Source organism: Streptomyces sp. NBC_00287 (assembly GCF_036173105.1).
Taxonomy (GTDB): Bacteria; Actinomycetota; Actinomycetes; order Streptomycetales; family Streptomycetaceae; genus Streptomyces.
The window spans coordinates 6,590,530-6,604,759 of record NZ_CP108053.1 but is presented as its reverse complement, the minus strand read 5'-3'; the positions used below and the strand labels follow the sequence as shown (position 1 = coordinate 6,604,759).

General features: G+C 71.1%; 11 protein-coding genes. 6 read left to right on the top strand and 5 right to left on the bottom strand.

Translation table 11 applies throughout. The features are described 5' to 3' along the window. Positions 1 to 55: 55 nt before the first annotated feature. Together pruA and OHT76_RS30250 are read right to left on the bottom strand one after the other, a co-directional pair. Positions 56 to 1,687: an L-glutamate gamma-semialdehyde dehydrogenase gene (gene pruA, locus OHT76_RS30255; protein ID WP_328874027.1), complete on the bottom strand. Its 1,632-nt coding sequence runs from the start codon at positions 1,685 to 1,687 to the stop codon at positions 56 to 58. 40 nt (positions 1,688 to 1,727) lie between these two features. Next, positions 1,728 to 2,654: a proline dehydrogenase family protein gene (locus OHT76_RS30250; protein ID WP_328874026.1), complete on the bottom strand. Its 927-nt coding sequence runs from the start codon at positions 2,652 to 2,654 to the stop codon at positions 1,728 to 1,730. A 163-nt stretch (positions 2,655 to 2,817) separates the two neighbouring features. Between OHT76_RS30250 and OHT76_RS30245 the strand changes: the two genes are divergently transcribed. From OHT76_RS30245 to OHT76_RS30225, 5 genes are all read left to right on the top strand, one after another. Beyond that, positions 2,818 to 4,005 (top strand): helix-turn-helix domain-containing protein, encoded by a 1,188-nt coding sequence (locus tag OHT76_RS30245; protein ID WP_328874025.1) that lies wholly within the window; start codon positions 2,818 to 2,820, stop codon positions 4,003 to 4,005. A 98-nt stretch (positions 4,006 to 4,103) separates the two neighbouring features. Continuing rightward, the gene (locus OHT76_RS30240) at positions 4,104 to 5,594 is read left to right on the top strand and encodes an ABC transporter substrate-binding protein (RefSeq protein WP_328874024.1); all 1,491 of its coding nucleotides are present in this window, start codon (positions 4,104 to 4,106) and stop codon (positions 5,592 to 5,594) included. Further along, positions 5,591 to 7,345 carry an ABC transporter permease subunit gene (locus OHT76_RS30235; protein WP_328874023.1) on the top strand — a complete coding sequence of 585 codons (1,755 nt, stop codon included), beginning with the start codon at positions 5,591 to 5,593 and terminating at the stop codon, positions 7,343 to 7,345. Before OHT76_RS30240 ends, OHT76_RS30235 begins: the two co-directional genes overlap by 4 nt. Then, complete coding sequence (locus tag OHT76_RS30230; RefSeq protein ID WP_328874022.1) at positions 7,335 to 8,306, top strand: ABC transporter ATP-binding protein; 972 nt, start codon at positions 7,335 to 7,337, stop codon at positions 8,304 to 8,306. The genes OHT76_RS30235 and OHT76_RS30230 overlap by 11 nt, the downstream gene beginning before the upstream one ends. A gap of 16 nt (positions 8,307 to 8,322) precedes the next feature. Further along, positions 8,323 to 9,030 carry an ATP-binding cassette domain-containing protein gene (locus OHT76_RS30225; RefSeq protein ID WP_443049854.1) on the top strand — a complete coding sequence of 236 codons (708 nt, stop codon included), beginning with the start codon at positions 8,323 to 8,325 and terminating at the stop codon, positions 9,028 to 9,030. On the opposite strand, the gene OHT76_RS30220 is transcribed toward OHT76_RS30225, so the two are convergent. Next, entirely contained in the window at positions 8,984 to 9,568 is a 585-nt protein-coding gene (locus OHT76_RS30220; RefSeq protein WP_328874020.1) for a TetR/AcrR family transcriptional regulator, read from the bottom strand. The genes OHT76_RS30225 and OHT76_RS30220 overlap by 47 nt on opposite strands. 84 nt (positions 9,569 to 9,652) lie before the next feature. On the opposite strand from OHT76_RS30220, the gene OHT76_RS30215 reads away from it, so the two are divergent. Continuing rightward, the gene (locus OHT76_RS30215) at positions 9,653 to 11,191 is read left to right on the top strand and encodes an MFS transporter (RefSeq protein ID WP_328874019.1); all 1,539 of its coding nucleotides are present in this window, start codon (positions 9,653 to 9,655) and stop codon (positions 11,189 to 11,191) included. A gap of 10 nt (positions 11,192 to 11,201) precedes the next feature. Here OHT76_RS30215 and serA read toward each other — a convergent pair whose 3' ends face one another. Together serA and ilvC are read right to left on the bottom strand one after the other, a co-directional pair. Further along, positions 11,202 to 12,791 (bottom strand): phosphoglycerate dehydrogenase, encoded by a 1,590-nt coding sequence (gene serA, locus OHT76_RS30210; protein WP_328874018.1) that lies wholly within the window; start codon positions 12,789 to 12,791, stop codon positions 11,202 to 11,204. Between the two features lie 391 nt (positions 12,792 to 13,182). Next, positions 13,183 to 14,181, bottom strand: a complete 999-nt coding sequence (gene ilvC / locus OHT76_RS30205; protein ID WP_328874017.1) for a ketol-acid reductoisomerase — start codon at positions 14,179 to 14,181, stop codon at positions 13,183 to 13,185. Between the last annotated feature and the right edge of the window lie 49 nt (positions 14,182 to 14,230).

Sequence of the window (14,230 nt, the reverse complement as noted above, 5' to 3'; positions counted from 1 at the left end):
CAGACGCGAACGGGCCGGGTCCCGTAGGACCCGGCCCGTCACCGCTCGTTGGGGATCAGCCCATGTGCGGGTAGGTGTAGTCGGTCGGTGCGACCAGCGTCTCCTTGATGGCGCGGGTCAGGGTCCAGCGCATCAGGTTCTGCGGGGCGCCGGCCTTGTCGTTGGTGCCGGAGGCGCGGCCGCCGCCGAAGGGCTGCTGGCCGACGACGGCGCCGGTCGACTTGTCGTTGATGTAGAAGTTGCCGGCCGCGTAGCGCAGCTTGTCCATCGTGTACGCCGCCGCCGCGCGGTCGCCCGAGATGACCGAGCCGGTCAGGGCGTAGTCGGACACCGACTCCATCTGGGTCAGCATCTCCTCGTACCGGTCGTCCTCGTAGACGTGCACGGCGAGGAACGGGCCGAAGTACTCGGTGGTGAAGACCTCGTTGGCCGGGTCCGTGCACTCGACGACCGTCGGGCGCACGAAGTAGCCCACCGAGTCGTCGTAGGAGCCGCCCGCGACGACGGTGCAGGTCGGGTCCGACTTGGCCCGGTCGATCGCGGCCTTGTTCTTGGCGAAGGCACGCTCGTCGATGACCGCGCCGACGAAGTTCGACAGGTCGGTGACGTCACCCATGGTGAGGTAGTCGACCTCGGCCGCGAACTCCTCCTTGAAGCCGGAGTTCCAGATCGACGCCGGGATGTACGCCCGGGAGGTCGCCGAGCACTTCTGGCCCTGGTACTCGAAGGCACCGCGGGTCAGGGCCGTCTTCAGGACCGCCTTGTCGGCGCTCGGGTGGGCGACGACGAAGTCCTTGCCGCCGGTCTCGCCGACGATGCGCGGGTAGGAGCGGTACTTCTCGATGTTGTTGCCGACCGTCTTCCACAGGTACTGGAAGGTCTTGGTCGAGCCGGTGAAGTGGATGCCGGCGAGGTCGCGGTGCTCGAGGGCGACCTTGGAGACCTCGATGCCGTCACCGGTGACGAGGTTGATGACGCCCTTGGGCAGGCCTGCCTCCTCCAGCAGCTGCATCAGCAGCACGGCGGCGTGGGTCTGCGTCGGGGACGGCTTCCACACGACGACGTTGCCCATCAGGGCCGGAGCGGTCGGGAGGTTGCCCGCGATGGCCGTGAAGTTGAACGGCGTGATCGCGTAGACGAAGCCCTCCAGCGGGCGGTGGTCGAGACGGTTCCACACGCCCGGGGAGTTGGCCGGGGGCTGCTCGGCGAGCAGGTCACGGGCGTACTTGACGTTGAAGCGCCAGAAGTCGACGAGCTCGCAGGGGCAGTCGATCTCGGCCTGCTGGGCGGTCTTGGACTGGCCGAGCATGGTGGACGCGGCCAGCGTCTCGCGCCAGGGGCCCGCCAGCAGTTCGGCTGCGCGCAGGATGATCGCGGCGCGGTCGTCGAAGGACATCGCGCGCCAGGCCGGGGCGGCGGCGAGGGCGGCGTCGACGGCGTCCTGGGCGTCCTGCTGGGTGGCGGTGCCGTAGGTGCCGAGGCGGGCCTTGTGGTTGTGCGGCTGCACGACGTCGATGCGCTCGCCGCCGCCCATCCGCTTCTCGCCGCCGATGGTCATCGGCAGGTCGATCGGGTTGTCGGCCAGCTCCTTGAGCTTGGCCTCGAGCCGAGCGCGCTCGGGCGAGCCGGGGGCATAGCCGTGCACCGGCTCGTTGACGGGGGTGGGGACCTGGGTCACAGCGTCCATAAGATCCGTAACTCCTTGTACTTGAGCGGGTGTTTCGGGCTCAGCCCTTGGTGATCATCGAGCGGACGAAGAAGCGCAGGTTCGCCGGCTTCTCCGCCAGGCGGCGCATGAAGTAGCCGTACCAGTCGGTGCCGTACGCCGTGTAGACGCGCATGCGGTGGCCCTCGGCGGCCAGGCGCAGGTGCTCCTCGCTGCGGATGCCGTACAGCATCTGGAACTCGTACTCGGCCGGCTTGCGCCCGGCGCGGTGGGCCAGCTCCTGGGCGATGGAGATCAGACGCGGGTCGTGGGACCCGATCATCGGGTACCCGGAGCCCTCCATCAGGATGCGCGTGATGCGGACGTACGCCTTGTCGATCTCGGCCTTGTCCTGGTACGCGACCTCGGCGGGCTCCTTGTAGGCGCCCTTGACGATCCGGACCCGGCTGCCGTTCGCGGCGAGGCGGCGGGCGTCGGCCTCGGTGCGGAACAGGTAGGCCTGGATGACGCAGCCGGTCTGCGGGAAGTCCTTCCGCAGCTCCTCGTGGATGGCGAACATCGAGTCGAGGGTGGTGTGGTCCTCCGCGTCGAGGGTGACCGTGGTGCCGATGGCGGCGGCGGCCTCGACGACCGGGCGGACGTTCGCGAGCGCGAGCTCGTGGCCGCCGGGCAGCGCCTGGCCGAACATCGACAGCTTCACGGACACCTCGGCCCGCGTCCCGAGGTCCAGGCCCTTGAGCCGGTCGATCAGCTCCAGATAGGCGTCGCGGGCGGCCTCGGCCTGCTCGGGGTTGGTGATGTCCTCGCCGACCACGTCCATGGTCAGCTCCAGGCCCTTGGCCGTGAGGTCCTCGATGATCGGGACGATCTCGTCCACGGTCTCGCCGGGGATGAAGCGGTCGACGACCTGCTTGGTGACCGGGGCCGCCGAGACCAGACGTCGCATCCGGTCGCTGCGCGACGCGGCGAGAATCACGGGACCCAGCACGGGGCACCTCCACAAACCATCAGAAACAGGCCGTAACCCAACGCTTGGGGTACAGCACGGAGAACCACCGTGAAACCTAAGGATCCCTCCGATCGTCGGCCATCGACAGCTGTCACGCATCCGTGCCGCAGATCTCATACAGATGTATGAGGGACCCCGGAAAATGCGGGAGAATGCCCGAGTGACGTCGGAATTCAAGGGTGACTACCAGGAGCTGGTCGACGAGATTTCGGCACTGCTCGGCGCCCCCGCGACCCTGGAGAACCGCGACTTCGAGCTGATCGCCTTCGGCGCGTACGACAGCGAGGGCGAGCTGGACGCCTCCGCGCTGGATCCCGTGCGCACCCGCTCGATCCTGACCCGCCGCTCCACGGCCGCCGTCCGCGCCTGGTTCGAGGGCTTCGGCATCACCCGCGCCAGCGCCCCCGTCCGGATCCCGCCCACCCCGGAGGCCGGCGTCTATCGCGGCCGGATCTGTCTGCCGGTACGCCATCGGGGCGTCGTCCTCGGTTACGTCTGGCTCCTGGACGACGATCCGGGCCCCACCGACCGCCAACTGGCCGCCGCGATGGACGTCACCGTCCGCATCGGCAACCTGCTCGCCGACGAGGCCCAGCACGGCGCCGACCTCACCCGGGAGCTGCGGGCCGTCCTCACCGCCGAGCGCGACTGGCAGCGCGACATGGCCGTCGCCGAACTCCGCACCGCCCTCGGCGCCCGCGCCGACTCCCTTCATACGGTCGTCTGCGTCGCCCCCTGGCCGTCGGCCGACCCGGACGACGCCCCGTCGGTGCGTACGGTGCCGGGTGCGACGGCGTTGTGCACGGTGCCGTGGGGGACGACGGCCCACTCGCTGGCGTTGCTGATCCGGCTGCGGTCCCCGGAGGTGCTGACTCCGGCGACTTCCGCGGCCGGACGGCTGCTGGAGCGGGCGGGTGGACGCGGGGGCGCGGGTATCGCGGCCGCGCGGGCCGGGCTCGTGGAGTTGGGGGCGGCCTGGCGGGAGGCGTCGGCCGCGGCGCGTGCGGTGCTGGCCGAGCCGCGACTCGGGCCTGTCGCGGAGTGGGCCCGCATCGGCCCGTACCGCCTGCTGACCGCGCTGCCCCCGGAGACGGCGCACGATCCGGCGGTGACCCCGCTCCTCTCCCCCGCTCACCGTGAACTCGCCCGCACCGCCGAGGTCTATCTCGACTGTGCCGGACAGGCGGCGCGGACGGCCGCCGAGCTCGGCATCCACCGGCAGACCCTCTACTACCGCCTGTCCCGCGTCGAGCAGTTGACGGGTCTCGACCTGGACGACGGCGAGGACCGGCTGCTGCTGCACATGGCGCTGAAGGGGGCGCGGCTGTAGCCGTTCCGCACAACGAACCACGCTTCTGAAAATGATTGTCATCATGCTACGGTCGTCGCACGCTCAACCTTTTCCCTTGCATTTACCCGGAGTGTGCCGTGCGCGTCCCCGCCCGCTTGTTGTCCCTCACCGCGGTCTCCGCGGCCTCCGCCCTGCTCACCGGCTGCTTCGCATCCTCGGACTCCTCCGAGGCGTCCGCCGAGGGCAAGCGCATCCGGGTCGCGCATATGCAGCCGCCCCGATCGGCCCTGTCCCCACTCACCGATGACGCCTTCAAGCTGTCGCGCTGGTCCGCCGCCGAGACCCTGGTGAAGCTGGACAAGGAGGGTGACGCCGAGCCCGCGCTCGCCACCGAGTGGAAGCAGTCCGGCAAGACCTGGACCTTCGAGATGCGTGGCGGCGTGACCTTCCACGACGGCACGCAGCTGGACGCGAAGGCCGTCGTCAACTCCCTCACCGTGGCCGCCGGTGCCTCCCCCAAGCCGCGCATCCTCGACGGCGTCGAGCTGACCGCGAAGGCCACGGACGCGGACACCGTCACCGTCACCACCGCTACCGAGGACCCCCTGGTTCCGCAGCGCCTGAGCTCCCCTCAGCTGTCGATCCTGGCCGCGAAGGCGTACCAGGGGAAGACGGTGAACCCCATCGGCGCCGGCACCGGCCCCTTCGAGCTGACGAAGGTCAACGGCACCACCTCCGCAAGCCTCGACCGCTACGACGACTACTGGGGCTCCAAGGCCAAGGCCCCCGGAATCGACGTGAAGTTCGTGCCCGACGGCACCGCCCGCGCCGCGGCGCTCCGCAGCGGCGAGGCCGACATCGTCGAGGCCATCCCGGTATCGCAGGCCGCGCTGGTCGACGAGGACCTGATCACCGAGGTCCCCATGCCGCGCACCAACACCCTGTACCTCAACACCGAGAACGGCGTCTTCAAGGACGCGGGCCTGCGCGCCGGCGTCCGTGAGGCCATCGACGCCGAGTCGATCGTGAAGGGCGTGTACGAGGGTCGCGCCGACCTCGCCGAGGGGCTGCTCGGTCCGGCGCTGCCGTGGGCCGCCGATCTGCGCACGGACGGGAAGCGGGCGGCGGCGAAGAAGGCGGACGGCCAGACCGTCACCATCGGCACCTTCACCGACCGCGCCGAACTCCCCGAGGTCGCCGCCGCCCTCCAGCAGCAGCTGCAGAAGGCCGGGTTCAAGGTGAAGCTGGACGTCCGCGAGTACGCCAACATCGAGTCCGACGCGCTCGCGGGCAAGTTCGACGCGTTCATCCTGTCCCGCGCGACCGTCCTCGACTCCGGCGACCCGGCCGCCTACCTCTACAGCGACTTCGCCTCGGACGGTTCCTTCAACCTCCCCCAGCTCGCCGACCCCACTGTGGACAAGGCACTGGTGAAGGCCGGCGAGACCGCGACCGGCGAGGCCCGCCGCAAGGCGATCATCGAGGCCGAGGCCGCCGTCCTCGCCACGGACGCCGCGATCCCGATGCTGCACGAGCGGGTCATCCAGGGCGACGCCGCCGGTGTCGTCGGCGCCGCGCACGACCCGCGCGAGCGGGAGCTGGTCACGGCGGACACGTACATCAAGTGAAACTGGGGATCAAACGAGGGGTCGGCCCGGCCGGGCTGACCCGTCTCGCCTGTCTGCTCGCCGTCCTGACCGCCGTGGGCCTGCTGCCCTGGCTCTCCGGCAAGGACCCGGCGCTGTCGGTCCTGCGTGCCCGCTCGGCCGAGCAGGAGCCGACCGAGGAGGCCCTGGACGCCGTACGGCGGGACCTCGGCCTGGACGCCGGTCCCCTGTCCTTGCTGGGGAACTGGGCCTCCGACCTGCTGCGCGGGGACTTCGGCACCTCCTGGGTGTCGGGCACGGACGTACTGCCGTCGGTGACGGCCGGACTCCAGGTGTCGCTGGGCCTGATGGGCGCGGCACTCGTCGTGGCGGCGCTGGTCGGCGTCGCGCTGGTGGCGCCGGTCCTGGTGCGGGGCCGGGGCACGGCCGGGACGTACGCCGCGATGCTGGCCGCCGTACCCGAATTCCTGCTGGCCACCGTCGCGCTGCTGGTGTGCGGGGTGTGGCTGGGCTGGCTGCCCACCTCCGGCTGGGCCGGGCCCGAGTACATGGTGCTGCCCGCGCTCGCCCTCGGTGTGCCGGCGGGCGGTCTGCTCGGCCGGCTGGTCGCCGACGCGCTTCCCGCCGTGCTCGACGAGCGGTGGGTGGAGCTGTGGCGGGGCGCCGGAGTGAGCCGGAGCCTGATCGCGGGGGCGGCCCTGAAGCGCGTACTGCCGCCGCTGGTCCCGCAGTTCGGTATGGCTGCCGTCGGTCTGACCGGCGGCACGGTCGCCGTGGAGACCGTGTTCGCGGTGCCCGGCATCGGGCGTACGGCCCTCGGCGCGGCCAAGTCGCAGGACCTGCCGCTGCTGCAGGCCTCGGTTCTCGCCCTGCTGGTCCTCGGCCTGGTCACCGGCGCGCTGGCCGCGCTGCTCCGGCGTCGTCTGCTGGGCCCCGCCCTGCGGGACGCGGGCCTCGCCCTGCCTCCGACCCGACCGGTCCGCACACCTGCGGCGGTCCCGTTGACCCTGTTCACCGTCCTCGCCGTGACCATCGGCTGGGGCCTGCTGCGCGACCCGTACGCCGTGAACACCACCGCCCGCCTGTCCGCCCCGTCCTGGGCGCACCCGCTCGGCACGGACGGCCTGGGCCGGGACGTGCTGGCCCGGCTCGGTCACGGCGCCGCCTCCACGGTCGGCACGGCGGCCGCCGTATGCCTGCTCAGTCTCCTGGTGGGACTCGCGCTGGGCTTCCTGCCCGGCGTCGCGGCAGGCGCGTCCGACATCGCCAACGCGCTGCCGCCGGTGATCGTCGGCATCCTGGTGGCCGCCACCGCGGGCCCGGGCGCCGACGGCGCGGCTCTCGCCGTGGCGCTGATCTCCTGGCCGCCGCTGGCCGCGCACGCGGCGGCGCTGGTCCAGGAGGTGCGCGCGTCGGCGTTCCTGACCGCCCAACGGGCCATCGGCGCCTCTCCGTCGTGGATCCTGACCCGGCACGTGCTGCCGTCGGTGGCCGCGCCCGTCGCCCGGCACGCCCTGCTGCGGCTGCCCGGCATCGCCCTGGCCCTGGCCTCCCTCGGCTTCCTCGGCCTCGGCGCACAGCCGCCCGCCCCCGAGTGGGGTCTGCTCCTCGACGAGTCCCGCGCCTACGTGGAACGCGCCCCGTGGGCCGCCCTCGCCCCGGCCGTGGCGCTGGCCCTGCTGGCCGGTCTCGCGGTGTCGACGGCGGCGTATGCGCAAGGCCGGCGAGCCCCTCGTGGCGCGAAGAAGAAGGAGGCACCCGTTGGAGTCTGACGTGCTGCTGTCGGTGCGCGATCTGCGGATCGCCTTCGACGGGGTGGAGGCCGTCCGTGGGCTGTCGTTCGACGTCCGCGCGGGCGAAGTGCTCGCCGTCGTCGGCGAGTCGGGCGCGGGCAAGTCCCTCTCGGCCCGGGCGCTGCTGGGCATGCTGCCCCAGGATGCGACGACCGGCGGGACGATCCGGCCCGACCTCGCGGCCCACCGGGGTCGCCGTATCTCCCTCGTCCCGCAGGACGCACTGTCCGCGCTGTCCCCGGTGCACCCCGTCGGCGACCAACTCGCCGCGGCCGTACGGTCGGTGGCCCGCGTCTCCCGCAAGGAGGCCCGGGCCCGGGCGGTCGTGGCACTCGACCGCGTCGGCATCCCGGACGCCGAGCGCAAGGCCCGCGCGTATCCGCACGAGTACTCCGGCGGCATGCGGCAGCGGGCGGTCATCGCGATGGCGACCATCAACGAACCGGACGTGGTCGTGGCCGACGAGCCCACCACCGCCCTCGACGAGGACCACCGTGACCAGGTGCTGCGGGTGCTCGCCGAGCGCTGCGAGGCCGTCGGCGCGGCGCTCGTGCTCGTCACGCACGACATGGACGTCGTACGACAGCAAGCGGACCGGGTGCTGGTCATGTACGCCGGACGGCTCACCGAACTCGGCCCGGCCGACAAGGTGCTGGGCCGACCCCGGGCCCCCTACACCGCGGGCCTGCTGGCCTCCCTCCCCGGCAACACACCCCCCGGCCACCGTCTCCCCTCCCTCGACGGCACCCCGCCCGCGCCCGGCGCGCTCCCGCCCGGCTGCGCCTTCTCCCCGCGCTGCCCGCTCGCGACGGACCTCTGCCACCACGAGGAGCCGGAGCCGCAGCCACTGGAGGACCGGCTGGTCGCCTGCCATCGCAGCGCCGAAGTACCGCATCCCGCCGTCGAGTTGTTCCGGGAGACGCAGCATGTCCCTTCCTGACGTGCCCCGTCCTGACGTGCCTCTTCTTGACGTCCGCGACCTCGTCGTCCGCTACGGCTCCGTGACGGCCGTGGAGCACGTCTCCTTCTCCCTGCGGGCCGGAGAGACCCTCGCCCTGAACGGCCCCTCCGGCTGCGGCAAGTCGTCCACGGCCCTGGCGGTCCTCCAGCTGCGCCGCCCGGCCGGCGGTGAAGTCCGCTTCGAGGACCGGGAGTTGACGACCATCACCGAAAGCGAGCTGCGCCCGCTCCGGCCGCGTATGCAGCCCGTCTTCCAGGACCCGTACGGCTCGCTCAGCCCCCGCCACCGTATCCGCGACGCCGTGGCGGAACCGCTGAAGGTGCAGGGCCGCTGGACGGCCGCCGACGGTCCGGTCCGGGTCGCCGAACTCCTCGACCGGGTCGGTCTGGACCCGTCGTACGGCGACCGCTTTCCGCACGAGCTCTCCGGCGGTCAGTGCCAACGCGCGGGAATCGCCCGCGCGTTGGCCTCGGAGCCCCGTCTGCTCGTCCTCGACGAACCGGTCTCCGCGCTCGACCCGTCGGTCCGTGCCGGTGTGCTGAACCTGCTCGCCGACCTCCAGGACGACCTCGGCCTCGGCTATCTGTTCATCTGCCACGACCGGGCCGTCGTACGGCATGTCGCGGACCGGGTGGTGGAGATGCGGGACGGGCGGGTCACTTCCGAGTGGCGGCCTCGATCACCTGAAGCATCCCCTCGGTGAGCGCGTCGGCGTCGGCCGCGTGCTCGGGGTCGAAGTTCCACTGGGCGATGAGGCCGGTCATCAGCGTCGTGTAGAACCGGCCGAGGGTGTCCAGGGTCTTGTCCGGGACGCCCTCCTCCGGCACCCCCATGAACAGCGAGACGAGAGCACGCTCGGCATCCCGCTGCTGCTGCGCCAGATGGTCGCGCACAGCGGGCAACTGGTCGCCCATGGCCACGATCTCGATACTGAGGCGCCACATCGAACCGGGCCCCTGCATGGTGCCGATGATGTTCGACCACACCTCCCGGAACCGCTCCATCGAACCGGGCTCGGCCTCGATGCCGCCGACACCCTGCCCGTCGAAGGCGTCGGAGAGCTCACCGACCAGCGCCAGATAGGCCTCCGCCAGCAGCGCGTCCTTCGAGCCGTAGTGATAGCCGATCGACGCCAGATTCGTCCCCGACTCCTTGACGATGTCGCGCGCGGTCGTGCGCACGAATCCCTTCGCCAGCAGGCAGCGCTTGGCGCCTTCGAGCAGATCCTCACGGTGTCCCATGACGCTCACACTACCCCGGATCCATACAGCCGTCCTATACAGTCGTCATAGACAGACGTTTAAGACGCCTGTACATTCACCGGCATGACAACGAACCCGATCACCAACTCCCGTGCCGGGCGCCGGGAATGGACCGCCCTCGGCGTGCTGATGCTGCCGCTGCTGCTGGTCTCGATGGACGTCTCGGTCCTCTACTTCGCCATCCCCGCGATCAGCGCCGACCTGGAGCCGAGCGGCACCCAGCAGCTGTGGATCTTCGACATCTACGCCTTCGTCCTGGCCGGCCTGCTGATGACGATGGGCTCGCTCGGCGACCGCATCGGCCACCGCCGGCTCCTGCTGATCGGCGCCGCCGCCTTCGGCGCCGCCTCACTGGCGGCGGCGTACGCCAACAGCGCGGAGATGCTGATCGTGGCCCGCGCGGTGCTCGGCATCGGCGGCGCGACCCTCATGCCGTCGACGATGGCCATGCTCCGCACGATGTTCACCGACCCCGGCCAGCGCGCGAAGGCGATCGGCCTGTGGTCCGGCGTGATGACGGCCGGGATCGCGCTCGGTTCGGTGATGAGCGGGGTGCTCGTGGAGTACTTCTGGTGGGGCTCGGTCTTCCTGGTCAACCTGCCCGCGATGGCGCTGCTGCTGATCCTCGGCCCGCTGCTGCTCCCGGAGTCGAAGAACCCCTCCCCCGACCGCTTCGACTGGCTGAGCGTCCCGCTGTCGCTGGCGGCCGTGCTCCCCGTGATCTACGGCCTCAAGGAGATCCCCTCCGAGGGCTGGAACGTCCGCTACGTCGTCTCGATCACCGTCGGCCTGCTCTTCGCGGCCCTCTTCGTCCACCGCCAGCGCACGGCCGCCGCGCCCATGATCTCCCCGGCCCTCTTCCGCGGACGGGGCTTCGCCCCCTCGGTCGCCCTGAACCTCGTCTCGGCGTTCGGCATCATCGGCTCGGCGTACTTCACCACGCAGTACCTGCAGTCGGTGCTCGACAAGAGCGCGCTGGAGGCGGCCCTGTGGGCGCTGCTGCCGTCGGTGCCGATCGGGGCGGCGGCACCGCTCGCTGCGCAGCTGGTGCAGAAGGGCGCCGACCGCGGCCATGTCGTCACCGGGGGCTTTGTGATCGCCGCCGCGGGCTTCGGACTGCTGTCCCTCGCCGGTACGGACTCGCTGTGGCTGGTGCTGTCCGCATGCGCGGTGCTCGCTGTCGGCGGCGTCGTGGTGATGTCCCAGATCATGGACCTGGCGATGGGCACCGCCCCCGTGGAGCGGGCGGGCTCCGCGTCCTCCCTGATGGAGACCGGCGCGGAGTTCGGCGGCGCCCTGGGCATGGCGGTGCTCGGCTCGATCGGTACGGCGGTCTACCGCCACGAGATCCCGGCCTCGGCCCCGGACGCGGCCCACGAGACGCTGGGCGGAGCACTGGCGGTCGCCGATCAGGTGCCGGGCCTCGCCACGGCCGCGCGGGAGGCGTTCACCAGCGGGATGCAGGGGGCGGCGATCGCGGGGGCGGTGCTGCTCATGGGGGCGGCGGTGCTGGCGGCGGTCGCCCTGAGGCGGGTCGAGGTACGGCAGCCGGCATGCGAAACGCCGGACGAGCCGAGCAAGCTCAGCGCGTCCGGCGTCTGACGTGGCAACCTCAGGCCAGGTTCACCGCACGGGCCGACGTCGCGCCGATCTCCTCGGCGACCTCGGCCAGCACCCCGGCGGGCACCGTGTCGTCGACCGTCAGCACGGCCAGCGCCTCGCCGCCGGCGACCGCGCGGGACACCTGCATGCCGGCGATGTTGATGCCCGCCTCGCCGAAGACCCGGCCCACGGTGCCGACGACACCCGGACGGTCTTCGTAGCGCAGGACGACCATGTGGTCGGCGAGCGCGAGGTCGACGTCGTAGTCACCGACCGCGACGATCTTCTGGAGGTGCTTCGGGCCGGCCAGCGTGCCGGAGACCGCGACCTCCTCGCCGCTGCCGAGCGTGCCGCGCACGGTGACGACATTGCGGTGGTCGGCCGACTCCGAGCTGGTGGTCAGCCGGACCTCGACGCCGCGCTCCTGGGCGAACAGCGGGGCGTTGACGTAGGACACCGTCTCGTCGACGACATCCTCGAAGACGCCCTTGAGCGCGGAGAGTTCGAGCACCTTGACGTCGTGCTGGGTGATCTCGCCGTACACCTCGACGTCGAGGCGGACCGCGACCTCACCGGCGAGCGCGGTGAAGATCCGGCCGAGGCGCTCGGCGAGCGGCAGACCCGGCTTGACGTCCTCGGCGATGACGCCGCCCTGGACGTTCACCGCGTCCGGAACCAGCTCACCGGCGAGGGCGAGCCGCACCGAGCGGGCGACGGCGATACCGGCCTTCTCCTGCGCCTCGTCGGTGGAGGCGCCGAGGTGCGGGGTGCACACGACCTGGTCGAGCTCGAAGAGCGGGGAGTCCGTGCAGGGCTCCTTCGCGTACACGTCGAGGCCGGCGCCGGCGACCCGGCCCTCCTTCAGCGCCGAGAACAGCGCCGCCTCGTCGACGATCCCGCCGCGCGCGGCGTTGACGATGCGCACGCTCGGCTTGACCTTGTGCAGCGCCTCGTCGCCGATGAGACCGAGGGTCTCGGGGGTCTTCGGCAGGTGGACGGTGATGAAGTCGGCGACCTCGAGCAGCTCGTCGAGGGAGAGGACCTTCACGCCCATCTGCGCGGCCCGCGCGGGCTGCACATAGGGGTCGTAGGCGACGACCTTCATACCGAAGGCCGACATGCGCTGGGCGACCAGCGCGCCGATGCGGCCGAGGCCGACGACGCCGAGGGTCTTCTCCGCCAGCTCGACACCCGTGTACTTGCTGCGCTTCCACTCGCCGTTCTTCAGGGCGGTGTTGGCCTGCGGAATGTGACGCGCGGTGGCCAGCAGCAGACCGCAGGCCAGCTCGGCGGCGGTCACGATGTTGGAGGTCGGGGCGTTGACGACCATCACGCCGGCCTTGGTGGCGGCGGAGACGTCGACGTTGTCCAGGCCGACGCCGGCTCGTGCGACGACCTTCAGCTTGCGCGCGGCGGCAATCGCCTCGGCGTCGACCTTGGTGGCCGAGCGGATCAGGATCGCGTCCACGTCGGCGATGGCCGGGAGCAGCTCCGCCCGGTCGGCGCCGTTGCAGTGGCGGATCTCGAAGTCCGGGCCAAGCGCGTCCACGGTCGCGGGCGACAGCTCTTCAGCGATGAGTACGACGGGTTTCGAGCTCACGTGAGTCCTCACAAGTCCAATGCGGACGGCCGTCCCGACGGCCGCAGGCGGTGGAGGGGGAGCGGCGCCGGGGAATGTGGGGTGCGCTCCCGCGTCGTTCGGTGCGTGCTCTCGGTGTGCCGGACGAAGGTCCTCGTAGCGGAGCTACTAGGGCCTTTGGCCGGTGCGGCGAGAGTGCGTGCCGGGCGGCGTGGGGGTGTGCCTCACATTCCTCGGTGTCGCTTAGCCGCGTGGAAGACGCACGACGCTGTGGGCCTGACGCGTATGTTGTGCAGCAGTGTAGTGCTGCGGCTGAGGGCGTCTTACGCCTCTGCGGAAGGATCACTCGTCCGTGGCTGGACGAGGTGGACAACAGGGCCGAAGCAGCTGCTCCGGCCCTGCGCCATGAGGCTTACGCCTCCTCGTTCACCCAGCTCATGAGCTTGCGCAGCTCCTTGCCGGTGGTCTCCAGCAGGTGCTCGGAGTCCGCGGTCTTGTACTCGTTGTACTTCTTCAGACCGCCGTGGTACTCGTCCATCCAGGCCTGGGCGAAGGTGCCGTCCTGGATCTCGGCGAGGACCTTCTTCATCTCGGCCTTGGTGGCGTCGGTGATGATCCGCGGGCCGGTGACGTAGTCGCCCCACTCGGCGGTCTCGGAGATCGACCAGCGCATCTTCTCCAGGCCGCCCTCGTACATGAGGTCCACGATCAGCTTCAGCTCGTGCAGGCACTCGAAGTACGCGATCTCCGGCTGGTAGCCGGCCTCGGTCAGCGTCTCGAAGCCGGCCTTGACCAGGGCGGCGGTGCCACCGCAGAGGACGGCCTGCTCACCGAACAGGTCGGTCTCGGTCTCCTCGGTGAAGGTCGTCTTGATGACGCCGGCGCGGGTGCCGCCGATGCCCTTGGCGTACGACAGGGCGAGCGCGAAGCCGTTGCCGGTCGCGTCCTGCTCCACGGCCGCGATGCAGGGGACGCCGCGGCCCTCTTCGTACTGGCGACGCACGAGGTGGCCCGGGCCCTTGGGGGCGACCATGCAGACGTCGACGCCGGCCGGGGGCTTGATGAAGCCGAAGCGGATGTTGAAGCCGTGGCCGAAGAACAGCGCGTCGCCGTCCTTGAGGTTGTCCTTGATGGACTCCTCGTAGACCTGGGCCTGGATCGGGTCCGGGACCAGGATCATGATGACGTCGGCCTCGGCGGCGGCCTCGGACGGCGTCACCACGCGCAGGCCCTGCTCCTCGGCCTTGGCCTTGGACTTGGAGCCCTCGTGCAGACCGACGCGCACGTCGACACCCGAGTCACGGAGCGACAGCGCGTGGGCGTGGCCCTGGCTGCCGTAACCGATGACCGCGACCTTGCGGCCCTGGATGATGGACAGGTCGGCGTCGGCGTCGTAGAACAGCTCGGCCACTTTGGGTTCTCTCCTTGTGTGCAGGTGTTGCGTCCCACCGTATGACGGC

Bases quoted from the DNA above. Each gene is read 5' to 3' on its own strand.
- pruA (WP_328874027.1), bottom strand. From the start codon at position 1,687: ATGGACGCTGTGACCCAGGTCCCCACCCCCGTCAACGAGCCGGTGCAC.
- OHT76_RS30215 (WP_328874019.1), top strand. From the start codon at position 9,653: ATGACAACGAACCCGATCACCAACTCCCGTGCCGGGCGCCGGGAATGG.
- OHT76_RS30220 (WP_328874020.1), bottom strand. From the start codon at position 9,568: ATGGGACACCGTGAGGATCTGCTCGAAGGCGCCAAGCGCTGCCTGCTG.
- OHT76_RS30245 (WP_328874025.1), top strand. From the start codon at position 2,818: ATGCGGGAGAATGCCCGAGTGACGTCGGAATTCAAGGGTGACTACCAG.